25 protein-coding genes are annotated in these 22,262 nt (G+C 69.0%); 10 read left to right on the top strand and 15 right to left on the bottom strand.

The window, feature by feature from the left end; genetic code table 11:
• Positions 1–211: 211 nt before the first annotated feature.
• The 4 genes from HNQ70_RS05225 to HNQ70_RS05210 are packed head-to-tail and all read left to right on the top strand — an operon-like array spanning position 212 to position 3,627.
• The gene (locus tag HNQ70_RS05225; protein WP_183964964.1) at positions 212–796 is read left to right on the top strand and encodes a phosphatase PAP2 family protein; all 585 of its coding nucleotides are present in this window, start codon (positions 212–214) and stop codon (positions 794–796) included.
• Positions 793–1,866, top strand: coding sequence for a phosphatase PAP2 family protein (locus tag HNQ70_RS05220; protein WP_183964962.1), 1,074 nt, complete (start codon positions 793–795; stop codon positions 1,864–1,866). Before HNQ70_RS05225 ends, HNQ70_RS05220 begins: the two co-directional genes overlap by 4 nt.
• A complete protein-coding gene (locus tag HNQ70_RS05215) occupies positions 1,863–2,579 on the top strand; it encodes a class I SAM-dependent methyltransferase (protein WP_183964960.1) in 717 nt (238 codons plus the stop codon). The genes HNQ70_RS05220 and HNQ70_RS05215 overlap by 4 nt, the downstream gene beginning before the upstream one ends.
• Positions 2,580–2,598: 19 nt before the next feature.
• Entirely contained in the window at positions 2,599–3,627 is a 1,029-nt protein-coding gene (locus tag HNQ70_RS05210; RefSeq protein WP_343060649.1) for a glycosyltransferase family 2 protein, read from the top strand.
• Between the two features lie 15 nt (positions 3,628–3,642).
• Here the strand turns inward: HNQ70_RS05210 and HNQ70_RS05205 are convergent, their stop codons facing one another.
• Positions 3,643–4,665, bottom strand: coding sequence for a glycosyltransferase family 2 protein (locus HNQ70_RS05205; protein ID WP_183964957.1), 1,023 nt, complete (start codon positions 4,663–4,665; stop codon positions 3,643–3,645).
• 174 nt (positions 4,666–4,839) lie between these two features.
• Between HNQ70_RS05205 and HNQ70_RS05200 the strand changes: the two genes are divergently transcribed.
• Both HNQ70_RS05200 and HNQ70_RS05195 read left to right on the top strand, forming a co-directional pair.
• A complete protein-coding gene (locus HNQ70_RS05200; RefSeq protein ID WP_183964955.1) occupies positions 4,840–5,595 on the top strand; it encodes a class I SAM-dependent methyltransferase in 756 nt (251 codons plus the stop codon).
• A gap of 4 nt (positions 5,596–5,599) precedes the next feature.
• Positions 5,600–5,959 (top strand): GtrA family protein, encoded by a 360-nt coding sequence (locus HNQ70_RS05195; RefSeq protein ID WP_343060648.1) that lies wholly within the window; start codon positions 5,600–5,602, stop codon positions 5,957–5,959.
• 18 nt (positions 5,960–5,977) lie between these two features.
• Here the strand turns inward: HNQ70_RS05195 and clpB are convergent, their stop codons facing one another.
• Positions 5,978–8,593, bottom strand: a complete 2,616-nt coding sequence (clpB, locus tag HNQ70_RS05190) for an ATP-dependent chaperone ClpB (protein WP_183964951.1) — start codon at positions 8,591–8,593, stop codon at positions 5,978–5,980.
• 276 nt (positions 8,594–8,869) lie between these two features.
• Here clpB and HNQ70_RS05185 point away from each other — a divergent pair, with 276 nt between their 5' ends.
• Positions 8,870–9,394, top strand: a complete 525-nt coding sequence (locus HNQ70_RS05185) for an rRNA adenine N-6-methyltransferase family protein (protein WP_183964949.1) — start codon at positions 8,870–8,872, stop codon at positions 9,392–9,394.
• On the top strand, positions 9,391–10,914 hold the full coding sequence (locus tag HNQ70_RS05180) for an AMP nucleosidase (protein ID WP_183964947.1): 1,524 nt from the start codon (positions 9,391–9,393) through the stop codon (positions 10,912–10,914). The genes HNQ70_RS05185 and HNQ70_RS05180 overlap by 4 nt, the downstream gene beginning before the upstream one ends.
• Positions 10,915–10,970: 56 nt before the next feature.
• On the opposite strand, the gene HNQ70_RS05175 is transcribed toward HNQ70_RS05180, so the two are convergent.
• The 13 genes from HNQ70_RS05175 to alaC all read right to left on the bottom strand — a co-directional run bounded on the left by HNQ70_RS05175 (position 10,971) and on the right by alaC (position 21,259).
• The gene (locus HNQ70_RS05175) at positions 10,971–11,240 is read right to left on the bottom strand and encodes a type II toxin-antitoxin system RelB/DinJ family antitoxin (RefSeq protein WP_183964945.1); all 270 of its coding nucleotides are present in this window, start codon (positions 11,238–11,240) and stop codon (positions 10,971–10,973) included.
• Between the two features lie 124 nt (positions 11,241–11,364).
• The gene (locus HNQ70_RS05170; RefSeq protein WP_246434717.1) at positions 11,365–12,303 is read right to left on the bottom strand and encodes an EamA family transporter; all 939 of its coding nucleotides are present in this window, start codon (positions 12,301–12,303) and stop codon (positions 11,365–11,367) included.
• On the bottom strand, positions 12,300–12,680 hold the full coding sequence (gene crcB, locus HNQ70_RS05165) for a fluoride efflux transporter CrcB (protein WP_425504331.1): 381 nt from the start codon (positions 12,678–12,680) through the stop codon (positions 12,300–12,302). Before crcB ends, HNQ70_RS05170 begins: the two co-directional genes overlap by 4 nt.
• Before the next feature lie 56 nt (positions 12,681–12,736).
• Positions 12,737–13,198, bottom strand: a complete 462-nt coding sequence (gene moaE, locus HNQ70_RS05160) for a molybdopterin synthase catalytic subunit MoaE (protein WP_183964943.1) — start codon at positions 13,196–13,198, stop codon at positions 12,737–12,739.
• Between the two features lies 1 nt (position 13,199).
• A complete protein-coding gene (moaD, locus tag HNQ70_RS05155) occupies positions 13,200–13,457 on the bottom strand; it encodes a molybdopterin converting factor subunit 1 (protein WP_183964941.1) in 258 nt (85 codons plus the stop codon).
• A gap of 219 nt (positions 13,458–13,676) precedes the next feature.
• Positions 13,677–13,994: a CcdB family protein gene (locus HNQ70_RS05150; RefSeq protein ID WP_183964939.1), complete on the bottom strand. Its 318-nt coding sequence runs from the start codon at positions 13,992–13,994 to the stop codon at positions 13,677–13,679.
• 26 nt (positions 13,995–14,020) lie between these two features.
• Entirely contained in the window at positions 14,021–14,287 is a 267-nt protein-coding gene (locus HNQ70_RS05145) for a type II toxin-antitoxin system CcdA family antitoxin (protein ID WP_183964937.1), read from the bottom strand.
• 79 nt (positions 14,288–14,366) lie between these two features.
• The gene (locus HNQ70_RS05140) at positions 14,367–15,677 is read right to left on the bottom strand and encodes a molybdopterin molybdotransferase MoeA (RefSeq protein ID WP_183964935.1); all 1,311 of its coding nucleotides are present in this window, start codon (positions 15,675–15,677) and stop codon (positions 14,367–14,369) included.
• Complete coding sequence (mobB, locus tag HNQ70_RS05135) at positions 15,674–16,171, bottom strand: molybdopterin-guanine dinucleotide biosynthesis protein B (RefSeq protein WP_183964934.1); 498 nt, start codon at positions 16,169–16,171, stop codon at positions 15,674–15,676. The genes HNQ70_RS05140 and mobB overlap by 4 nt, the downstream gene beginning before the upstream one ends.
• On the bottom strand, positions 16,168–17,154 hold the full coding sequence (locus HNQ70_RS05130) for an EamA family transporter (protein ID WP_183964933.1): 987 nt from the start codon (positions 17,152–17,154) through the stop codon (positions 16,168–16,170). Before HNQ70_RS05130 ends, mobB begins: the two co-directional genes overlap by 4 nt.
• Positions 17,151–18,569 (bottom strand): threonine synthase, encoded by a 1,419-nt coding sequence (gene thrC, locus HNQ70_RS05125; RefSeq protein ID WP_183964932.1) that lies wholly within the window; start codon positions 18,567–18,569, stop codon positions 17,151–17,153. The genes HNQ70_RS05130 and thrC overlap by 4 nt, the downstream gene beginning before the upstream one ends.
• A 19-nt stretch (positions 18,570–18,588) precedes the next feature.
• On the bottom strand, positions 18,589–19,938 hold the full coding sequence (locus tag HNQ70_RS05120) for a homoserine dehydrogenase (RefSeq protein WP_343060645.1): 1,350 nt from the start codon (positions 19,936–19,938) through the stop codon (positions 18,589–18,591).
• A gap of 112 nt (positions 19,939–20,050) precedes the next feature.
• Complete coding sequence (gene alaC / locus HNQ70_RS05115; RefSeq protein ID WP_183964930.1) at positions 20,051–21,259, bottom strand: alanine transaminase; 1,209 nt, start codon at positions 21,257–21,259, stop codon at positions 20,051–20,053.
• Positions 21,260–21,355: 96 nt separating this feature from the next.
• On the opposite strand from alaC, the gene HNQ70_RS05110 reads away from it, so the two are divergent.
• Together HNQ70_RS05110 and HNQ70_RS05105 are read left to right on the top strand one after the other, a co-directional pair.
• Positions 21,356–21,727, top strand: a complete 372-nt coding sequence (locus HNQ70_RS05110; protein ID WP_183964928.1) for an Mth938-like domain-containing protein — start codon at positions 21,356–21,358, stop codon at positions 21,725–21,727.
• A gap of 66 nt (positions 21,728–21,793) precedes the next feature.
• Positions 21,794–22,255, top strand: a complete 462-nt coding sequence (locus HNQ70_RS05105; RefSeq protein ID WP_183964926.1) for a redoxin domain-containing protein — start codon at positions 21,794–21,796, stop codon at positions 22,253–22,255.
• Positions 22,256–22,262 lie beyond the last annotated feature (7 nt).

Below are 22,262 nucleotides of genomic sequence, written 5' to 3'. Positions count from 1 at the left end.
ACCCATCGGGGGCGGCGGCTGCGTGCACTCCTACGCACCACGGTCGCTGGGGTTCAGCTAAATTGGTGGAAACGGCAGGTACCACCACGCTAGCGATGGGCACCGCTACTTCGGCGGTGCCCATCGCGCCCGGACGAGGCAGGCAATCACGACCTGGCCGCTTGCTGCCCCCCGCGCGAGACCACACTGCAGACCACCGTCCGAAGTCGCGATGCTGACCCCTGAAAATCCCGCGTACGACTGGTTCGGTCTCAACCAACAGTTGTTCCTGCTGATAAATGGCGTGCGTGGCACGTTCGTCGATGCGTCGATGGCCCCGTTCAGCGTGCTGGGACACCCGCGCCTGTACCCTTTCTACCTCGCGCTGGCCGTATGGTTCGCATGGCGACATCCCGGCCGACTGCCGATGCGCAATGTCATCGTTTTCGCGATCGGATATGTGCTCGTCTCCGCCCTGATCGTGCCGATCCTCAAGAGTGCTCTGGATTTCCCCCGCCCGCTGCTGGCGCTCGGAACACGAGTTGCCGTGATCGGTGCGCAGGACGCCGTGCACGCCTTTCCGTCGGGGCACGCCGCATTTGCGGTCCTGACCGCATGCGCGCTTTCTCCAGGTGCCGCGCGGCCCCTCCGGATCACGCTCATCGCCTTCGCGCTACTCGTCTGCATCTCGAGAGTGTCCGTGGGCGCGCATTTCCCGGCCGACGTGGCGGGCGGCGCGTTCGTCGCCGCACTGGTCACGGCGCTCGTTCGCAGCGCCATCCGGCCTCGCGCCATCATCATGGGAGAGCAGGGATGAGGGAACTTGGCATCATCGCAGGGATCTACGCGGTCGCGATCCTGACGACCGCGGTACTCGCCGCGGCAACCGGATCGCCATTCACGTTCTGGTTTCCGGACGCAACCGTTTTCCTGACGGGATTCCTGGCGATCCTTCTCACGCTTGCAATCCTGTGGGACGGCGCGCTGATCACCATCGGCATGGCATCGCGGAAGCTGGCAGGCCACGTTCGCCACGCCGACGGTATGCCGACCATGGAATCGATGCGCCGCGTGCGGTTCTTCACCTGTGGAGTCCTGCCGATTCCGATGCTGATGCTGACCGCCGCAGCGATACACGGAACGTCGAACATAACGCTGCTCAGCCTGGACATGCTGCAGCACACGACCCAGTGGCGCGACCCGATTCTGTGGCACATCGAGGGGACATTGCTCGCGCACCTCAAGGACCTGCGCATTGACGCCGTCGCCTGGGATCGCCTCTATCACAGCGCATGGGCCATCGAGGTCTTCGCCGCCTTCGCGCTGGTTGTCGTAGGACGCGGGCCGCGAATCATTCTGCGCTACTGCGTGTCGATGATCCTGCTCTTCTATGTCGGCCGCCTCCTCGGCATGCTGAACCCTGTGATGGGCCCGGCCTTCTATCGCCCCGATCTCTTCGCCTACCTGGACGGATCGGCCACACAGACGGCAATGAAGGTGGTTGCCGAGGTGATGGCGCTCCCGCCGTCGGAGGCGATGCAGCGTGGCGGGATTCTTCTCGGCGGAGTCTCGGCGATGCCTAGCCTGCACGTAGCCATGGTTGCGACCACCGCGTTCTGGCTTGCGGTTGCCAATCGGCGAACGCTGTTTCTCACGGTTCCCTGGGTCCTGGCAGTCTGGACGTCAACGGTCCTGCTCGGATGGCATTACATCCTGGATGGCGCGAGCGGAATGTTGCTCGCGGGCTTGTGCGTCCTGCTGACGCGTGCATTGTTGAGGCGGGTAGAGCCCCTCACGGAGCCGGGAACAAGGCCGCCTTTCGCAGTCGGCGGTGCTCACGCGCAGGCGATGAAGCAGACCTCCGATCGGAACGGAGAACTGACATGAGCATGGATAGCGGAAGCGCCGGCGCAGTGGCGGACTCCCCCTATTCCGGGCGCGACAATCTGGACGCGATGCGCTCCGCCGTGCGCTACAACCGGTTCCTGGAGCAACTCGTCGCACGGCACGCGCCTCCTGGCAACGGGCCGGTGCTCGACTTCGGCGCAGGCCTAGGTGACTTCGCGCTGGCACTGAAGCGGCGTGGGCTCGATGTGAGCTGCCTGGAGGTCGACGCTAGCCTGGCCGCACGGGCGCAGGCTGGTGGCCTGCATACGGTCATGGCCATCGACGAGATATCGCCGCAATCGCTGCACTACGCCTACTCGCTGAACGTGCTCGAGCACATCGAAGACGACCGCGCCGCCTTGACAGGGCTGCGCACACGACTGCAATCCGGCGCGCGCGTCCTGGTCTACGTGCCGGCATTCCAGGTGCTTTACTCGGAGATGGACCGGCTGGTGGGCCACCATCGGCGCTACACGCGCCGCTCGCTCGAGGCCGCGCTGTCAGGCGCCGGCTTCCGGGTGGAATTCAGCCGCTACGTGGACACCCTGGGCTTCGCGGCAAGCCTGCTGTACCGCGCGATCAGCGGGTCGGGCACGCTCACCGCCGACTCGATCGCCCGCTATGACCGCCTCGTGTTTCCGCTGAGCCGGATGCTGGATTCGCTCACCGACCGATGGATCGGAAAGAACGTCTACGCAGTAGCGGTCGTTTGAGTCTGCGAAGGAAAGCCCAGTGGAAACCGATCTCTCCCCCTTGCGTGTCGTCGGAGGCACGACCCCGGTTCCGAGGGGGTCTGGCGACCGCAATCGTATCGACCTAGCCGTCCTGATCCCCTGCCACAACGAAGCAGTCTCGATCGCCGCGACCGTCGAGCGGTTCCGTAGAACGCTTCCCTCGGCGACGATCTACGTCTACGACAACCGCTCCACCGACGGCACCGCCGACATTGCACGGCGCGCGGGCGCCGTGGTTCGCTTCGAACCGCTGCCGGGCAAGGGCAGCGTGGTGCGCCGCATGTTCGGCGACATCGACGCCGACGTGTACGTGATGGCGGACGGCGACAACACCTACGAAGCCGAGGCTGCGCCGGCGATGATCCAGCGCCTGCTCGACGAACGGCTCGACATGGTCATCGGCATCCGGCGGGGCGTCCATGGCAACGCCCACCGCAAGGGACACGCCAGCGGCAACCGGGCCTTCAACGGGCTCTATCGACGGCTGTTCGGCGCCGGGTTCACCGACATCTTCTCCGGTTACCGGGTGTTCTCGCATCGCTTCGCGAAGAGTTTTCCAGCGATCTCCAGCGGCTTCGAGATCGAGACCGAGATGTCGGTATACGCGAGTCAGCTCCGCATGCCCGTGGCAGAGATGGACACGCACTACGCGCCCCGCGAGGAAGGCTCGCACAGCAAGCTGAACACCATGCGGGACGGCACGCGCATTCTCTCCGCGATGATGCTGCTGTTCAAGGAGGTCAGGCCGATGCTGTTCTTCGGCGGCATCGGCGTCTCCCTCGCGCTGCTTTCGCTGGTGCTGGCCTGGCCGCTGTTCCTCACCTGGCAGGAGACGGGGCTGGTGCCGCGTCTGCCGACGGCCGTCCTGGCCACCGGCCTGATGAGCCTTGCCGCGATGTCCGCCGGCTGCGGCCTGATCCTCGACAGCGTGGCGCGTGGGCGCCTGGAGCAGAAGCGCTTCAACTACCTGTCGCTGCGAAGACGCAGCCCGGAGCCCGACGGTACGCCCCACCGCGATTCGCTCTGACCGCAGGCTTCCTCGTCAGGCCTGCTCCGGGGCTCCCTGCGGCAAGGCCGCACCCACCGGCATCTCCGCCCCCCCCTCATACCTCGCCCGAACCACAAACGCCGGCCGCCGCTTCGACTCCACATAAATCCGGCCCACGTACTCCCCCAGCACCCCGATCCCGATCAGCTGCACCCCGCCCAGGAACAGCACCGCGGTCATCAGCGACGCATAGCCCGGCAGGTCGGCGCCGAACAGCAGCGTGCGGGTGACCAGCAGCAGGCCGTAGACCAGCGCCAGCAGGGCGACTGCGCCGCCGAAGTAGGTCCATGCCCGCAGCGGCACGGTGCTGAAGCTGGTGATGCCCTCCAGCGCCAGGTTCCAGAGCTTCCAGCCGGAGAACTTGGTGCTGCCAGCGGAGCGCTCCCTGCGCTCGTAGCCCACCGATTCGGTGCGGAAGCCCACCCACGCGAACAGCCCTTTCATGAAGCGGCGGCTCTCGGGCAGGCTCAGCAGTACGTCCACCACGCGGCGGTCCATCAGGCGGAAATCGCCGACGTTCTCGGGGATGGTGGGGTCCGAGAGCGCGTTGTGCACCCGGTAGAAATACTTCGCGGTGAGCCGCTTGAGGAAGCCGTCGGTGTCGCGGTTCACGCGGTGCGCCAGCACCACCTCGGCACCGGCCTCCCACTTCTCCAGCATCTGCACGATCAGCTCGGGAGGGTCCTGCAGGTCGGCATCCAGGGGGATCACTGCGTCGCCGCGAGCCTCGCCGATGCCGGCCGACAGCGCGGACTCCTTGCCGAAGTTGCGCGACAGGTCCACCACCCGCAGCACCGGAATCTCGCGCGACTTGCGGATCAGCGCCTCCAGCGTGGCGTCGCGGCTGCCGTCGTTGACGCACACCACTTCGAATCGGTAGCGCGCCTGCAGCGGCTCCAACACATGCATCAGGCGCGCGAACAGCGCGTCCAGCGCCGGCGCCTCGTTGTACATGGGCACGACGAGGCTCACCAGCTTGCGGGCTGCGTGGGTGTCGGGTGCTCCTGGGTGGGTCATTGCTCGTTCCGTGGACCTGGCCGCGGCAGGCGCGGACCGCTTGGTAAGATGCGCAGCTTCCGAATCGGCGCGCCGCCGCTCGATGCGGGCGCAGGCATTCTACGTCCACCATCCCGGGCGGCGCCGTCCGCCGGGTCGATTCGCCGCAGCCCCACCCGCCTGGAGTGTTTCCCGTTGAGCCCCGATGCCTACCTGGAGATGTCCGAGACCGAGGACCGTCACTGGTGGTTCAGGGGGCGCCGGCGAATCCTCTCCGGGCTGGTCGCATCGCTGGGTCTGCCTGCGCAGGCCCGCATCCTGGAGGTGGGCTCCGGCACCGGCGGCAACCTGCGCATGCTCGCGGGCTTCGGCAGCGTGAGCGCGATGGAGATGGACGCGAGTGCCCGCGAGATCGCCGCGCGCAAGCTGGGCAGCGGCTTCGACGTGCGCGCCGGGCGCTGCCCCGGCGAGATTCCCTTCGCTGGCGAGCGCTTCGACCTGATCTGCATGTTCGACGTGCTCGAGCACATCGAAGAGGACGTTGAGACCCTGCGCGCGCTGCGCGGCCTGCTCGCCGACGGCGGGCGCCTGCTGGTGACGGTGCCCGCCTGCCGCTGGCTGTGGAGCGCCCACGACGAGTTCCTGCACCACAAGCGGCGCTACACCGCTGCGGGCCTGCGCGAGGCGGCCTCCGGTGCGGGACTGGAAGTGCGCCGGCTGTCGCACTTCAACACCCTGCTCTTTCCGCTGGCTGCGCTCGCGCGCCTGAAGGATCGGCTGATGGGCAGCGCGCAGGCCACCGGCACCGCGGTGCCGGCGGGCCCGGTGAACGCGACGTTCGAAGGCATCTTCGCGCTGGAGCGCCACCTGCTGCCGCGGATGGACCTGCCTTTCGGGGTGTCGCTGATGGCGATCCTGGCGGCGCCGCCCGCGCGGCAAGACGGCCGCTGAGGTGGTGCGGCAGCTACGCCGCTTCGCGGTGACGGGAGTGCTCGCCACCGGCGTGCACGTGGCCGTGGCGGCCCTGCTGATCGAGCTCGCCCAGCGCTCGCCGCCCTTCGCCAACGGCGCGGCCTTCCTTGTGGCCACCGCCTTCTCCTACGCGCTGAACACGCTGTGGAGCTTCTCGGCCACGCCCGGCGCCCGCAGCCTGGCGCGCTTCGCCGTGGTCTCCTGCGTGGGCTGGACGCTGGCGGTGCTGCTGTCGGCGCTGGCCGACCGGCTGGGCCTGCACTACCTGCTGGGCATCGGGCTGGTGGTGACCGGGGTGCCGCCGGTCACCTTCCTGCTGCATCGGTATTGGACTTATCGCTGAGGCGTCGGCACGCCCGCCTCAGTGCACCACCCTCTCGAACACGAACTCGCCGTTCCTGAAGTCCACCGGGATCACGTCCTTCGGGCCGAACCTGCCCTCGAGCACCAGCCGCGCGACCGGGTTCTCGATCCTCTGCTGGATGGCGCGCTTGAGCGGGCGCGCGCCGTAGATCGGATCGAAGCCGGCCTTGGCGATTTCCTCGAGCGCCGCGTCGGTGACCGTCAGCGACATGTCGTGCGCGATTAGGCGCTGCTCCAGGTTGCGCAGCTGGATCCGCGCGATCGACTGGATGTTCTTCTGGTCAAGCGCGTGGAACACCACGATCTCGTCGATGCGGTTGATGAACTCGGGGCGGAAGGACTGCTTCACCTCGTCCATCACCGCTTCCTTGATCAGGTCCGGGCGATTGGTGGCGGGGTCCGACGACAGCCGCTGGATCTCGTGGCTGCCGATGTTGGAGGTCATCACGATCACCGTGTTCTTGAAGTCCACGGTGCGGCCCTGGCCGTCGGTCATGCGGCCGTCGTCGAGCACCTGCAGCAGCACGTTGAACACGTCCGGGTGGGCCTTCTCCACCTCGTCGAACAGGATCACGCTGTAGGGCTTGCGGCGCACCGCTTCGGTCAGGTAGCCGCCCTCCTCGTAGCCCACGTAGCCGGGAGGCGCGCCGATCAGCCGCGCCACCGAATGCTTCTCCATGAACTCGCTCATGTCGATGCGGATCATGTGGTCTTCCGAGTCGAACAGGAAGCTGGCCAGCGTCTTGCAAAGCTCGGTCTTGCCCACGCCCGTGGGGCCAAGGAACAGGAAGGAGCCGTAGGGCCGGTTGGGGTCGGCAAGGCCGGCGCGCGATCGGCGGATGGCGTCGGCCACCAGGCGCACCGCTTCGTCCTGCCCCACCACGCGTTCATGCAGCTTGTCTTCCATGCGCAGCAGCTTCTCGCGCTCGCCCTGCATCATCTTGCTCACCGGGATTCCGGTGGCGCGCGACACCACCTCGGCGATCTCCTCGGCGCCCACATGGGTGCGCAGCAGCCGCGGCCGCCCCCCCGCGCCTGATTTCGTGCGCCCGGCCTCGGCCTCGCTGGCGGCCTTCAGGCGCTCTTCGAGCTTGGGCAGCGTGCCGTACTGGATCTCGGCCATCTTGTCGTACTGGCCACTGCGCTGCAGCTCGGCCATCTGCGCGCGCAGGTGCTCGATCTCGGTCTTGATCTGGGCGCTGCCCTGCACCGCGGCCTTCTCGGCGCGCAGGATCTCCTCGAGGTCGGCGTATTCCTTCTCGAGCCGGCCGATTTCCTCCTCGATGAGGTCCAGGCGCTTGCGCGAGCCCTCGTCGGTCTCCTTCTTCATCGCCTCGCGCTCGATCTTCAGCTGGATGAGCCGGCGGTCGAGCTTGTCCATCGACTCGGGCTTGGAGTCGATCTCCATCTTGATGCGCGCGGCGGCCTCGTCGATCAGGTCGATGGCCTTGTCGGGCAGGAAGCGGTCGGTGATGTAGCGGTTGGAGAGCTCGGCCGCGGCCACGATTGCCGGGTCGGTGATGTCCACGCCGTGGTGCAGCTCGTACTTCTCCTGCAGGCCGCGCAGGATGGCGATGGTGGCCTCCACGGTGGGCTCGCCCACCAGCACTTTCTGGAAGCGGCGCTCCAGCGCGGCGTCCTTCTCGATGTATTTGCGGTATTCGTTCAGCGTGGTGGCGCCCACGCAGTGCAGCTCGCCGCGGGCCAGCGCCGGCTTGAGCATGTTGCCGGCGTCGATGGCGCCCTCGGCCTTGCCGGCGCCCACCATGGTGTGCAGCTCGTCGATGAAGACGATGGTCTGGCCTTCGTCGGCGGCGATGTCCTTGAGCACGGCCTTCAGGCGCTCCTCGAACTCGCCGCGGTACTTGGCGCCGGCCAGCAGCATCGCCATGTCGAGCGACAGCACGCGCTTGCCCTTGAGCGTGTCCGGCACCTCGCCGTCGACGATGCGCTGGGCCAGGCCCTCGACGATGGCGGTCTTGCCCACGCCGGGCTCGCCGATCAGCACCGGGTTGTTCTTCGTGCGGCGCTGCAGGATCTGGATGGCGCGGCGGATCTCGTCGTCACGGCCGATCACCGGGTCGAGCTTGCCCTGGCGGGCACGCTCGGTGAGGTCGATGGTGTACTTCTTCAGCGCCTCGCGCTGGCCCTCGGCGGCCTGGTCGCCCACGGTCTGGCCGCCGCGCACCGCGTCGATCGCGGCCTCCAGCGCCGTTCGGGTCAGCCCCGCCTCCTTGGCCACGCGGCCGGCCTCGCCCTTGTCCTCGGTCAGCGCCAGCAGGAACATCTCGGTGGCGATGAACTGGTCGCCGCGCTTGCCGGCCTCCTTCTCGCAGAGGTTCAGCAGCTTGACCAGGTCGCGGCCCACCTGCACCTCGCCGCCGGTGCCGGAGACCTGCGGCAGGCGCTGGATGGCGCCGTCCAGCGCGGTCTTGAGCGAGGGTACGCGCACCCCGGCGCGCTCGAGCAGCGCCCGCCCGGAGCCGCCGGCCTCGGCGACGATCGCGGCCAGCAGGTGCACTGGCTCGATGTACTGGTTGTCGTTGGCAAGGGCCAGGCTCTGCGCGTCGGCGAGGGCCTGCTGGAATTGGGTGGTGAGCTTGTCCAGGCGCATGGGTTCGGTTTCCGTGGCGTTGGCCGGAGATGCCGGCGGGTTGCGGTTGGCATGAACGTGGGGCCGGCCGCCGCGCTTTTCAAGCATGGCGCAGCCGGCGCGAACACGGTAGATTTCGGGACGATGAGCGACCGTTTCCACCCGCGGGGTCACCCGAGAATCCGAAGCGCAGCGATTCCGGGCCTCCGTGCTCCGGCCCTGCGGCTGTTCCAGGCGCCCAGCGCTGCGTTCGCCTTTGCCGCGGCAGTGGTCCGAAACCCGCGCGGTGTCGGCGCGGTGGCCCCGGCCTCCCGCTGGCTGGCCGACGCCATCGGCCGCGAGCTCGACGGCTGCGGCTGCGACACCCTGGTGGAGGTGGGCCCGGGCACCGGCGCCATCACCCGGGTGCTCAACGAACGGCGGCGCGAGTTCTCGCGGGTGCTGGCCGTGGAGCGCGACGAGTGGATGGTGTCGGTGCTGCGCGAGCGCTATTCGGAGCTGGAGATCGTCCACGGCTGCGCCACCGAGCTTGCGCGCCACGTGCGCTCCACCGCGCCAGTGGCCATCGTTTCCTCGCTGCCCTTCAAGTCGCTTCCGGAGGAAGTGGCCGAAGGCTGCATCCGCGCGCTGGCCGACACCATGGACACCGCGCCGGGCTCCATGCTGCTGCAGTACACCTACGGACTGGGCAGCCCGCCCTTCGCGTCGCCGGCGCCGCGCTTCGTCTGGAGGCGCGTCGGGCTGGTGGCGCGCAACCTGCCGCCCGCGACCATCTGGCGGCTCGACCACGTCGGCACGCGCACCCTCACGGGCGCGCGATGAACCCGGCGCCCTTCTTCCCGCCCGCGGCCTTCGACGACCCCGCGGCGGCGCTGGCGAAGGTGCGCGAAATCCATGAAGCCGGCGTCGCCTGGCTGCGCGAGGCGCTGCAGCGCTTCGTGGCCGGTGACGATCCGCCGCGGCACCTGCGCGCCTGCTACCCCTTCGTGCGCCTGCGCAACGACACCGTTTCGCGCTGGAACTCGCGGCTCAGCTACGGCTTCGTCGCCGGCCCGGGCACCTACGAGACCACCCTTACCCGCCCGGACCTGTTCGGCGGCTACTACCTGGAGCAGTTCGCGCTGCTGCTCGAGAGCCACCGTGTGCCGCTCGAGGTGGGCACCAGCCGCCAGCCGATTCCGCTGCACTTCGCGATCGGCCCGGACGACGTGATCGAGGGGCGGCTGGACGCCCGGCGCAGGATGCTGCTGCGCGACGTCTTCGACCTGCCCGACCTGAGCGCGATGGACGACGGCATTGCCAACGGCACCCACGAGCCGCGCTCCGGCGAGCCGCATCCGCTGGCGCTGTTCACCGCCCCGCGCGTCGACTACTCGCTGCAGCGGCTGCGCCACTACACCGGCACGCGGCCCGAGCACTTCCAGAACTTCGTGCTGTTCACCAACTACCAGTTCTACATCGACGAGTTCGTGAAGCTGGGCCGCGAGATGATGGCCCGCCCCGTGGGCGAGGACGGGATGGCGCGGCCGGTGGGCGACGACCGCTACGTAGCCTTCGTGGAGCCCGGCAACCTGCTGACGCGGCGCACCGGCGTGGCCGCGCGCGAGGGCGACGAGGACGGCGCCGCACCGCCGCGGCTGCCGCAGATGCCCGCCTACCACCTGATGCGCGACGACCGCGCCGGCATCACGATGGTCAACATCGGCGTGGGGCCGTCCAGCGCCAAGACCATCACCGACCACATCGCGGTGCTGCGCCCGCATGCGTGGATCATGCTGGGTCACTGCGCGGGGCTGCGCAACACGCAGGCGCTGGGCGACTACGTGCTCGCCCACGGCTACGTCCGCGAAGACCACGTGCTGGACGAGGACCTGCCGCCCTGGGTGCCGGTGCCCGCGCTGGCCGAGGTGCAGCTGGCGCTCGAGGCCGCGGTGGCCGAGGTGACCCGGCTGGAGGGCGCCGAGCTCAAGCGTGTGCTGCGCACCGGCACCGTGGCCAGCACCGACAACCGCAACTGGGAGCTGCTGCCCTCGCGCGGCGCCGCCGCCTCGCCAGAGCGCCGCTTCAGCCAGAGCCGCGCAGTGGCGCTGGACATGGAGTCCGCCACCATCGCCGCCAACGGCTTCCGCTTCCGCGTGCCCTACGGCACCCTGCTGTGCGTCAGCGACAAGCCGCTGCACGGCGAGATCAAGCTGCCCGGCATGGCCGACACCTTCTACCGCGAGCGCGTCGACCAGCACCTGCGCATCGGCATCCGCGCGCTGGAGCTGCTGCGCGAACAGGGGGTGGAGCGGCTGCACAGCCGGAAGCTGCGGAGCTTCGACGAGGTGGCGTTTCAGTAGGCAGGGGCCTGCTGCAGCACCAGGAGAGATCTGCGAGCCCCGGCCGGCGCGCACGCTTAGGCGCGTCTGGCTTTCCTGAGGTCTTCGATCAGGGCTTCCGCAGCCGCCAAACGCGCATTGGCCAAGGCGCGAGCCTGCTCGATGGCTGGGAGCCTCGCTGCGTTGGGCAGGCGCAGATCGAAGGGAAGCCGCTTGTCCGCGACGATTCTCGTCAGGAACACGCGCACTGCGTCGGACACCGTCAGCCCCATCGCCGCGAGGGCTTCAGTCGCCTGCGCCTTGAGCTGATCATCGACTCGGACGTGGATCATGGTGGTTGTGGGCATGGTAGAGCTCGTTTCCTTGATTGAGATACGACGTATCTCAACTCAAGAAAAGGCCGATCAGCAAGACTCGCCGCGGGCCTACGGCGAACGGGCGAGCAACCCGACGGTGGGAAACAACACAGTCTCATCCACCGACGGCCATAAGCCACACGACTCCCGCCACCATCGCCGCCATCCCGATGGCTTCGCGCCGGGTGGTGCCCTGCGCGAGCAGGCGGTGCGACACCGCCTGCGCGAACAGGATCTCCACCAGCCCCACGGTGCGAACCGCGGCCGCGGTCTGCAGCGAGAAGGCGAGGAACCAGAACTGGGATGCGAGCGCCCCGGCAGCGCCCGCGAGCAGCGAGGGCCGCCACAGGCGAAAGATGTCGGCCAGCACGGCGCGATCGCGCCAGGCCAGCCAGGCGCTGAGCACGGCGGTCTGCAGCGCCAGCGATGCAGCGAGCGTGGCCGTGGCGCGCGCAAGGAAGGGCCCGTCGCCCAACTCCAGGATGGCGCCTCGAAAGCCCACCGCGGACAGCGCGAACATCGCGCCGGCGGCGATGCCAAGCAGCGCGGGGCGCGCGCTGCCTGTGCTGCCTGTGCTGGCCGAGCCACTGCCCAGGAACCCGTGCGGCATCGACATCAGCACCACCCCTGCCGTGGCCAGCAGCACCGCTGCGCTGGCCTGGGCGCCCAGCCGGTCGCCGAGGAACACCAGGCCGAACAGCGCGATCAGCACCGGCTCGGTCTTCAGATAAGCGGTGGTGAGGACGAAGGAGCGCTCGCGCATTGCGGCGAGCATCAGCGCGGTGGCGAGGATCTGCGCGCCGCCGCCGAGCATGGTCCAGCCCGCGAAGGCCCACGACGGGCGCAGCGCAGTGAGCCCGACGGCCTGGCCGACGACAGCGAGGAAGATCAGCGCGAAAGGCAGCCCGAACAGGAATCGAACGTGGGTGGCGCCCACCGTGCCCAGGCGTTCGGTGAGCTGACGCTGCATGACGTTTCGCGCGGTCTGCACCGCCGCGGCGGCCAGCGCACAGGCCGCCCACAGCCAGGCGGGCGCGTCGGCGACGAAGCTCAACTTGCCAACCGGAAGCCGATGGCCGCGGCGGCCAGCGAACCGAACAGGTGCAGGCCGGCGTGCGCGAAAGCCCAGCCGACGTCGCCGCGCTGGATCAGCTCCAGCGACTCCGCGGAGAAGGTCGAGAAGGTGGTCAGCGCGCCCATGAAGCCGGTGACCAGGAACAGCCGCCACAGCGGCGAGAGCTCCGGGTGCCGGGAAAGCCAGGCGATGGCGGCGCCGACCAGCAGCCCGCCCAGCAAGTTGGCGACCAGCGTGCCCAGCGGCAGCGACTCGATGCTGCGATTGAGCAGCGCGCCCAGCGCGAAGCGCAGCCACGCGCCGAGCACCGCGCCGGCAGCGATCGCCGCGAAGCCCGCGGCGCCGATGCGGATCACGATGCGCCGGCCCGGATCACGATGCGCCGGCCCGGATCACAATGCGGCGGTCCGGGTCACGAGGCATCGGAGTCCCATCGCGCTGCGGCCAGGTCGTCGGAGCTTCGGGCCTCCACCCAGCGTTCGCCCTGCGGGGTGCGCTCCTTCTTCCAGAACGGCGCGCGGGTCTTCAGGTAGTCCATGACGAACTCGCAGGCAGCGAAGGCCTCGCCGCGATGGGCCGAGCTGACCGCCACCAGCACGATCTGGTCGAGCGGTGCCAGCTCGCCCACGCGGTGGATCACCCGCAGGTCGAGGAGATCCCAGCGGGCGCGGGCCTGCGCGCAGATCTCCTCGAGCGCGCTCTCGGTCATGCCGGGGTAGTGCTCGAGCGTGAGGGTGGACACGCCGGAACCGTCGTTGAGGTCGCGCACCAGGCCGACGAAGGAGGCAACCGCGCCCACCTTCGGGTTGCCGGCACGCAGCGCAGTGACCTCCGCGCCGAGGTCGAAGTCTTCCCGCTGCACGCGCACGGACATGTCAGCCTCCGGTGACCGGCGGGAAGAAGGCCACCTCGGCGCCGTCGGGCACCGGAGTGCCGTCGATGGCCATCACCTTGTTGACCGCGACTCGCACCGCCCTGCCCTCGCCCAGTGCCTCGGCCCACGGCGAGCCGCGTTCCCGAAGCCAGCCGCGCAGCTGGCCGGCTGTGCTCACGCCTGGCGGCAGTGCTGACTGCTCGCTGTCGGTGCCGACGGTTTCGCGCAGGCTGGCGAAGTAGAGAATGGTGATCGTCACGGCTGGGCGCTCAGGGGGAAGTTGCGGGGCCGCCCCGGAAAGCGGCTCAAGTGGGAATCAATGATACGCAACGCGACGGAAACGACCGCAGCAGATTCCGGTCCATCGTGACCATTCGGGTGTCCAGTCGCATGGCGAGCGCGACGAACTCGCAGTCGTAGGCCGAGCAGTCGCTGCCGCTGACGAGCTCCAGCACCAGCCGCGATTCAGCCGAACGGCTCAGACGCCACTGATCAGCATGTCGAACGCGGCCACGATCTCGTGCCGGCGAGACGCGAGCGACGCCACCTTGCGACCCAGCACCGAGCGCGACACGCCGGCCAGTTCGGGAGTGACGAAAACGAACTCCCGCCCCTCCAGCTCGAACACCGGCGTCAGGCGCGCGAGGGGACGCAGCACGGAATCGTCGGCACGAACGAGAGGAACGACGACGCGGCTGGCCAGATCACCCAGAAGATCGGACTGAACGTCGACCAGGTAAGGCATCCGCGCCCGGCTGCCCGGGTCTGCATTGGCGTGAACATCGAACTGCGCCATGGCTCCCAGCAGGGATGTCTGATGGGTCAGAAAGAACGCAGGCGGTCGCCAAAGCAGCCGTCCCGCTCCACATGAAGGTTGTAGGCCTCGATGGCCTCGCGGTTCTCGTCGCGCCAGCGCTGCTGTGCGGCAGTGCGGACGGCGTCGACGAGCGCGCGCTCAAGGACGGCAGAGAAGTTCACTCCGAGTTCTCGGGCACGCCGGAGGAGATCGGCATTGACCGACACGTTGGCGGCCCGCTTTGGCGCCGTGACGTCGTAGATGGCAGCCTGCTCGCGAACGGTATGTTCCATGCGCATACTTTATGCGCATGATTTCGGATCGGTCAAGCCTCCGAACGGTCGGTCCCTCCGTCCGAGGCTGGCCTGCGCGTCACCCCAGCAATCCCGCCATCGGCAAGAAGCGCACAGTCTCGCCGCGCGCGATCGCCCGGCCCGCGGGGTTGTCCACCAGCCCGTCCGCCCACACCGTGGAGGTGAGCACCGCGGAGCCCTGGTTGGGGAACAGGTCGAGCCCCCCATCGGAGTTGACGCGCGCGCGCAGGAATTCGCGGCGCTTGTCGGGCCGCGGCCAGTCGAAGTCGGCGCGCAGCGGGAAGGCCTGCGGCGCGATGTCGCGCGCGCCGGCCAGCCGCAGCACGAAGGGCCGCACCAGCAGCAGCAAGGTGACGAAGCTCGACACCGGGTTGCCCGGCAGGCCGATGAAGTGGGCGAACTCGCCGAGGTCGGGCCCGGCCGCAGCACCCGAGGCCGCAGTACCCGAGGCCGCAGCACCCGAGGGCGCAGCGTCGGCCGCGTCCTGCCGCCCGCGCCGCACCCGCCCGTAGGCCAGCGGCTTGCCCGGCTTGATCGCGATCTGCCACAGATCCAGGCTGCCTTCGGCCTGCACTGCGGGCTTGACGTGGTCGGCATCGCCCACCGACACGCCGCCGGAGGTGAGCACCAGATCGTGCCCGGCGGCCGCTTCGCGCAGCGCGGCGCGAGTGGCCTCGAGCGAATCGGGAACGATGCCGAGGTCGGTCACCTCGCAGCCCAGCCGGCGCAGCAGCGCGCCGAGAAAGAAGCGGTTGCTGTTGTAGATGGCGCCCGGCGGGAGCGACTCGCCGGGCATCACCAGCTCGTCGCCGGTGTGGAAGCAGGCGACGCGCACGCGGCGGCGCACCGGCAGTCGGGCAAGGCCGATCGATGCGGCCAAGCCGGTGGCCTGCGGCGTAAGCCGTGTGCCTGCCTCCAGGATGACACCGCCCTCGCGAATGTCCTCGCCGGTGCGGCGGATCCATTCGCCGGGCTGGGGCCGGTGCTGGATGAGGACGTGCTCGCCGTCCGCCTGCGCCTGCTCCTGCATCACGACTGCGTCCGCGCCGTCGGGGATCTCGGCGCCGGTGAAGATGCGCGCCGCGGTGCCGGGCTCGAGCGCAGAGCCCGGGTGGCCTGCGAGGATCTTCTGGGAGACCCGCAGGCGCACGGCTTCGCCGGTGGCGCCGGACAGGTCGGCGCAGCGCACCGCGTACCCGTCCATCTGGGTGTTGTCGGCGGCGGGCACGTTCATCGTCGAGCGCTGAGCCTGCGCGAGCACCCGGCCGTCGGCCTCCAGGGTGGGCACATGCTCGGTGCCGGCAACCGGTGCCGCGTGCGCCAGCAGCGCCGCCAGCGCATCGTCGAAGGGCATCAGCGGTGACTTCATCGTCCATTCTCCATGAGCGTGCAGAGGAACTCGGCCACCTCGTCGGGCCGGTTCAGGTCCAGCAGCGGCAGCGGGCCCGGCAGCGGGGCGTCGGCGGCCAGCGCGACGATGTGCGGGTCGCCCGGATGCAGCAGCGGCTTGCCGAGCGCCGGGCGGTGCACCTCGATCTTCGGGATCGGCGCGGCCTTGTAGCCCTCGACCAGCACCAGGTCGCAGGGCGAGAGCATCGCCACCTGCTCGTCGAGCGTGGGCCCGGTCTCGCCGCGCAGCTCGTGCATCAGCACCCAGCGCCTGTCGGAGGCGATCAGCACCTCGGTGGCGCCGGCCTCGCGGTGCCGGTAGGAGTCCTTGCCGGGCTTGTCGATGTCGAAGGAGTGATGCGCATGCTTGATCAGCGACACCCTCAGGCCGCGCGCGACCAGCCGCGGGATCAGCTGCTCGATCAGCGTGGTCTTGCCCGCCCCTGACCAGCCGGCGAAGCCGAACACGTTCATGCCTGCGCCTCCGCCTTCACCTGCGCCTGCGCCTGCGCCTGCGCCTCCGCCTTCACCTGCGCCTGCGCCTGCGCCTGCGCCTGCGATTTCACCTGCACCCGGGCTCGCGCACTGCGCCCGAAACCGACGCCGTTGACGAGCACGCTGCCGGCGAGGATCAGCGCCATTCCCGCGAAGGCCGGCGCGCCGAGCCGCTCGCCCATCATCAGCGCGCCCGCCAGCACCGCGATCATCGGCATCAGGAACATCGCCACCGAGGCGCGGGTGGCGCCCACGCGCTGCACCAGCAGGTAATTCAGCGCGGCCGGCAGGATGGTGCCGAACACGACCATCAGCAGCAGCCAGCCAATGGTGGCCGCATCCGGCGCCAGCGTCCACGGGCGCTCCGCGAGCAGCGCGACCGGCGCCAGCACCGCGCCCGCCACCACGAACATCCCGGTGGTGAGCACCAGTGCGTCGATGTGCTTCGAGCGGCGCATCAGCACCGCGCCGATCGCATAGGCCAGCGGCCCGCACAGCGTGATCAGCTCCGCCACCGCATGCGCGCCCAGCCCGCCCAGCAGCGAGGGGCCGATCACCGCCACCACGCCCGCCACGCCCAGCGCGACGCCGGAGAGCTTGCGCAGGCCCATGCGCTCGTCGTGCAGGATGAAGTGCGCGGCCAGCAGCGTGAACAGCGGCATGGTCGAGTAGAGGATGCCCGACAGCCCGCCGCTGATGGTGCGCTGGCCCAGCGCCAGCGCGCAGTACGGAATCACGATGACGCCGATCGCTGCGTAGACCACGGTGCGCAGGTCCTCGCCGCGGGGCAGCCTGCGCCCGGCCAGCCGCAGCGCCAACAGGCAGATGGGCGCCGCGAGCAGGGCCCGCGACGCCGCCAGCGTGAACGGCGGCAGCTGCCCGATCAGCACCTTGTTGATCAGGATGGAACTGGCGAAGCTGGCCGCGGTGGCCACCAGCAGCAGCCAGTGCCGCGCGGTCACGCCACGGCCGGACAGTGCGCGGCGATGTAGCGCTTGAGTTCGACCACGTCCGTCGGCATCAGCGTGAAGCGCTGGCCGAGCAGCTCGATGCCCTCGAAGGCAGCGGGACGCTCCGGCTCCTGGCCCAGCGCCTCGCGGATGGTCTCGGCGAACTTCACCGGCAGCGCGGTTTCGAGGCAGATCATCTTCACCCCGGCCTCGCGCCAGGGCTCGGCGACGAACAGCCCGTCGGCGGTGTGCGGGTCCACCGTGACGCCGTACTTCGACGCAGTCGCGCGGATGGTGGCGAGCCGGTCGGCATGGGTGCTGCGCCCGGACACGAATCCGTAGTCGGAGATCCGCGCGAACTCCGGCGTGCCGGCCAGGTCGAACTCGCCGCGCTCGTCGAGCTCGCGCCACAGCGCGGCGACGCGCTGCGGGTCGCGTCCCAGCAGGTCGAACACGAAGCGCTCGAAGTTCGATGCCCTGGAAATGTCCATCGACGGGCTGCTGGTCTGCGAGGTCTCGGCGGTGCTGCGCGCGCGGTAACGGCCGGTGCGGAAGAACTCGTCGAGCACGTCGTTCTCGTTGGTGGCCACCACCAGCCGGCGGATCGGCAGGCCCATCATCCGCGCGATGTGACCAGCCAGCACGTTGCCGAAGTTGCCCGAGGGAACGCTGAACGAGACCAGCTCGTCGTCGGCCTGGGTGACCGCGAGCCAGGCCTTGAAGTAGTAGACGACCTGGGCGACGACCCGCGCCCAGTTGATCGAGTTGACGGTGCCGATCGCGTAGCGCGACTTGAAGCCGAGGTCGGCGGACACCGCCTTGACCATGTCCTGGCAGTCGTCGAACACGCCGTAGACAGCGATGTTGAAGACGTTGGGGTCGCGCAGCGAGAACATCTGCGCGCGCTGGAAGGCGCTCATGCGGCCGTGCGGCGACAGCATGAAGACGCTGATGCCATGCTTGCCGCGCATCGCGTACTCCGCTGCGCTGCCGGTGTCGCCCGAGGTGGCGCCCAGGATGTTCAGCTGCCGCCCCTGCTGCTCGAGCACATGCTCGAACAGGTTGCCCAGCAGCTGCATCGCCACGTCCTTGAACGCCAGCGTGGGGCCGTTGGACAGGCGCAGCAGGTAGAGCTCGTCTTCCAGGCCCATCACCGGCGTGATGTCGGCGCTGCCGAACACCTGCTCGGTGTAGGTGCGCTCGATCAGCGCGCGCAGCGTGGATTCGCCGATGTCGCCGGCATAGCGGCGCAGCACCTCGAAGGCCAGCTGCGGGTAGGACAGCCCGCGCCAGGACGCCAGCGTGGCGGCGTCGACCTTCGGATATTCCTCGGGGACGACCAGGCCGCCGTCGGGCCCCAGCCCGCCCAGCAGGATCTCGGAAAAGCTCGACGGCTGGAGGCCGCCGCGGGTGGATACGTAACGCATGCTGATCGGGTTCCCGGTCTCAGTTCAGGTCTTCGAGGCGGATCCTGGTGGCCTTGGACAGCACCGTGGGCAGGGCCTCGATCCGCGCAATGGCTGCGATCGCCTGCTTCTCGATCGTGCGATGCGTGAGCAGGATGATGTCGGTCTGGTTCTCGCCCTCGTCGGGCTCGCGCTGCAGCGCCGCGTCGATCGAGATGCCGGCGTCCGCGAGGATGCGCGTGATGTCGGCGAGCACGCCAGGCTCGTCGGCCACGCGCAGGCGCAGGTAGTACGAGGTCTCCACCTCCTCGATCGCGAGGATGGGCAGGTCGGCCACGGCCTCGGCCTGGAAGGCGAGATGCGGCACGCGATTGCCGGGATCGGAGGTGAGCATTCGCGCCACGTCGACCAGGTCGGCAACCACCGCGCTGCCGGTGGGCTCGGCGCCTGCGCCCTTGCCGTAGTACAGGGTGTGGCCGACGGCGTCGCCCTTGACCAGCACCGCGTTCATCGCGCCCTCGACGTTGGCGAGCAGCCGCTTGGCGGGAATCAGCGTGGGATGGACCCGCAGCTCGATGCCGCGCAGCTTGCCGTTGTCCATGCGCCGGCGCGTGATGCCGAGCAGCTTGATCCGGTAGCCGAGCTGCTCCGCGTAGCGGATGTCTTCCGCCTGCAGATTGGTGATGCCCTCGACGTAGGCCTTGTCGAAGCTCACCGGGATGCCGAAGGCGATCGCCGCGAGGATGGTGGCCTTGTGCGCGGCGTCGATGCCCTCGATGTCGAAGGTGGGGTCGGCCTCGGCGTAGCCCAGCCGCTGCGCCTCGGCGAGCACGACGTCGAAGGCCAGGCCCTTGTCGCGCATTTCGGACAGGATGAAATTGGTGGTGCCGTTGATGATCCCGGCGATCCACTCGATGCGGTTGGCGGTGAGGCCCTCGCGCAGCGCCTTGATGATCGGGATGCCGCCGGCGACGGCCGCCTCGAAGGCCACCATCACGCCCTTGCGCGAGGCGGCCTCGAAGATCTCGTTGCCATGCACCGCGAGCAGCGCCTTGTTGGCGGTGACCACGTGCTTGCCGTTCTCGATGGCGGCCAGCACGAGTTTCCTGGCGATGCCGTAGCCGCCGATCAGCTCGACGACGATGTCGATGCCGGGATCGGTGACCACCGACATCGCGTCGTCGGTGACCTCGGCGCGCCCCGCGGCGATCTCACCTGCGCGCGCGGTGTTCAGGTCGGCGATGCGCGCGATCTCGATGCGGCGTCCGGCGCGCCGGGTGATCTCGGCCTGGTTGCGCCAGAGCACCTCGAAGGTGCCGCCGCCCACGGTCCCTGCGCCGAGCAGGCCGACCCTAACCGGTCCGAACTTTTCCACTCCGTTGTCTTCCACGATTGCTGGTTTCCCTGCCGGTCCGGTGGGACCGGCCGTCGATGAGGACCGCGCGCCGGGTTCGCCAGCGCGGGCCGTGTGCCGGGGCCCGGGGGCCCTCGGCTGTGAAGGGTCAGGCGGCGGCCTTGGGCAGGAGCCCGTCCTTGCGGAACATCTCCTTGATGCCGCGCACCGCCTGCTTGATGCGATGCTCGTTCTCGATCAGCGCGAAGCGCACGTGATCGTCGCCGAGCTCGCCGAAGCCCACGCCCGGCGACACCGCCACCTTGGCGTCGTTGAGCAGCTTGCGCGCGAAATCCAGCGAGCCCATCGCCCGGTAGGGCTCGGGAATCTGCGCCCAGATGTACATCGAGGCCTTGGGCACCTCCACCATCCAGCCCATCTCGTGCAGGCCGCGGGCCAGCACGTCGCGCCGGCTCTGGTACTTGCTGCGGACCTCCTCGACGCAGTCCTGCGGACCGTCGAGCGCGGCGATGGCCGCCACCTGGATGGGGGTGAAGGTGCCGTAGTCGTGATAGCTCTTCATGCGCGCCAGCGCCGCGACCAGCTCGCGGTTGCCCACCATGAAGCCGATCCGCCAGCCGGCCATGTTGTAGCTCTTGCTCATCGTGAAGAACTCGACGGCCACGTCACGCGCGCCAGGCACCTCCATGATGGACGGCGCGCGGAAGTCGTCGTACACGATGTCGGCATAGGCAAGGTCGTGCACCACGATGATGTCGTGCTCCTTGGCCAGCGCCACCACCTTCTCGAAGAAGGGCAGGTCCGCGCACATCGCGGTGGGGTTGCTGGGGAAGCCGAGGATCATCATCTTCGGCTTCGGGTTGCACTGCTCGACCGCCTTCTTCAGCTCGTCGAGGAAGTCCACGCCGTGGCGCATCGGCACCGAGCGGGTCTCGGCCCCGGCGATCACTGCGCCGTAGATGTGGATGGGATAGCTGGGATTGGGCACCAGCACCACGTCACCCTGGTCCAGCGTGGCCAGCATCATGTGTGCCAGGCCTTCCTTGGAACCGATGGTGACGATCGCCTCGGCCTCGGGGTCGATGTCGACGTTGTAGCGGCGCTTGTACCAGTCGGAGATCGCCTTGCGCAGCCGCGGGATGCCCTTGGAGACCGAGTAGCCGTGGGTGTGCGGCTTCTGCGAGGCCTCGACCAGCTTGTCGATGATGTGCTGGGGCGCCGAGCCGTCGGGGTCGCCCATGCTCATGTCGATGACGTCCTCGCCGCGGCGCCGGGCAGCCATCTTCAGCTCCGCCGTGATGTTGAACACGTAGGGCGGCAGGCGCTTGATGCGGGAAAACTCGCGCGACGAACTCATGAGTGGGCTCCATTGGGCCGGTGCAATAAACCTGTCAATGTAGCATTATCAGCCACTTAGATGCATGGCGCCCGCGCGCCCGAAGGAGCCTCCGTCTTGAAGCTGCACGCCGACCTCAATCCCGCGCTGAACACGGTCACCGCCTATGGCGAAGGCTGGATCGAGATCAACCAGACACGCCACGAAGGCGCCCTGGTGCTTCGCCCGCAGGGCGAGATCCTGGCCTGGCCGGTGGCCGGGTTCGACGCGCTGGAGAGCGCCCACTTCGAGGCGCTGCTCGAACACGCGCCCGAGGTGCTGATCTTCGGCACCGGCGCACGCCAGCGCTTTCCGCATCCGCGGCTCGTGGCGGCGCTGGCGCGGGCACGGATCGGCATCGAGGTCATGGCCACCGGGGCCGCCTGCCGCACCTACAACATCCTGATGGGCGAAGACCGGCGGGTGGTGGCCGCCCTCCTTCCGCCCTGACCCCGTCGGGAGCCTCCCGGTGCTGTGCTATCGTTTCAGCACGAATGTCTGCCGGGAGATGCCTCCGTGTCCGTCACCGTCGGCCAGCAGGTTTCCGACTTCACCGCCGCCAGCACTGGCGGCGAGGTTCGCCTCTCCGACCTCGCCGGCCGCAAGCTCGTGCTGTTCTTCTATCCCAAGGACAACACGCCGGGCTGCACCAGCGAGAGCTCCGATTTCCGCGACCGCTTCGAGGCCTTCGAAGCCGCGGGCGCCACCGTGTTCGGCATCTCGCGCGACGGCATGAAATCGCACGAGGGCTTCCGCGCCAAGCTCGGCCTTCCGTTCCACCTGATCTCCGACCCCGACGAGGCGCTGTGCGCCCAGTTCGGCGTGATGAAGCTCAAGAACATGTACGGCAAGCAGGTCCGCGGCATCGAGCGCTCCACCTTCCTCATCGACGCCGGCGGCAAGCTGGTGCGCGAGTGGCGGGGCGTGAAGGTGCCGGGCCACGTCGATGAAGTGCTGGAGTCCGCAAGATCTTCCTGACCGCAGT

It is taken from the genome of Quisquiliibacterium transsilvanicum (assembly GCF_014202215.1).
Classification (GTDB): Bacteria; Pseudomonadota; Gammaproteobacteria; order Burkholderiales; family Burkholderiaceae_E; genus Quisquiliibacterium; species Quisquiliibacterium transsilvanicum.
The sequence above is the reverse complement of the archived record's forward strand: the minus strand, read 5'-3'. Positions and strand labels throughout refer to the sequence as shown.

What these genes read in the sequence shown, in the direction of transcription:
- alaC (WP_183964930.1), bottom strand. Translation starts at nt 21,259, where the DNA reads ATGAGTTCGTCGCGCGAGTTTTCCCGCATCAAGCGCCTGCCGCCCTAC.
- HNQ70_RS05180 (WP_183964947.1), top strand. Translation starts at nt 9,391, where the DNA reads ATGAACCCGGCGCCCTTCTTCCCGCCCGCGGCCTTCGACGACCCCGCG.
- HNQ70_RS05140 (WP_183964935.1), bottom strand. Translation starts at nt 15,677, where the DNA reads ATGAAGTCACCGCTGATGCCCTTCGACGATGCGCTGGCGGCGCTGCTG.
- HNQ70_RS05225 (WP_183964964.1), top strand. Translation starts at nt 212, where the DNA reads ATGCTGACCCCTGAAAATCCCGCGTACGACTGGTTCGGTCTCAACCAA.
- HNQ70_RS05215 (WP_183964960.1), top strand. Translation starts at nt 1,863, where the DNA reads ATGAGCATGGATAGCGGAAGCGCCGGCGCAGTGGCGGACTCCCCCTAT.
- thrC (WP_183964932.1), bottom strand. Translation starts at nt 18,569, where the DNA reads ATGCGTTACGTATCCACCCGCGGCGGCCTCCAGCCGTCGAGCTTTTCC.
- HNQ70_RS05145 (WP_183964937.1), bottom strand. Translation starts at nt 14,287, where the DNA reads ATGGAACATACCGTTCGCGAGCAGGCTGCCATCTACGACGTCACGGCG.
- mobB (WP_183964934.1), bottom strand. Translation starts at nt 16,171, where the DNA reads ATGAACGTGTTCGGCTTCGCCGGCTGGTCAGGGGCGGGCAAGACCACG.
- HNQ70_RS05150 (WP_183964939.1), bottom strand. Translation starts at nt 13,994, where the DNA reads ATGGCGCAGTTCGATGTTCACGCCAATGCAGACCCGGGCAGCCGGGCG.
- HNQ70_RS05220 (WP_183964962.1), top strand. Translation starts at nt 793, where the DNA reads ATGAGGGAACTTGGCATCATCGCAGGGATCTACGCGGTCGCGATCCTG.
- clpB (WP_183964951.1), bottom strand. Translation starts at nt 8,593, where the DNA reads ATGCGCCTGGACAAGCTCACCACCCAATTCCAGCAGGCCCTCGCCGAC.
- HNQ70_RS05175 (WP_183964945.1), bottom strand. Translation starts at nt 11,240, where the DNA reads ATGCCCACAACCACCATGATCCACGTCCGAGTCGATGATCAGCTCAAG.
- moaE (WP_183964943.1), bottom strand. Translation starts at nt 13,198, where the DNA reads ATGTCCGTGCGCGTGCAGCGGGAAGACTTCGACCTCGGCGCGGAGGTC.
- HNQ70_RS05205 (WP_183964957.1), bottom strand. Translation starts at nt 4,665, where the DNA reads ATGACCCACCCAGGAGCACCCGACACCCACGCAGCCCGCAAGCTGGTG.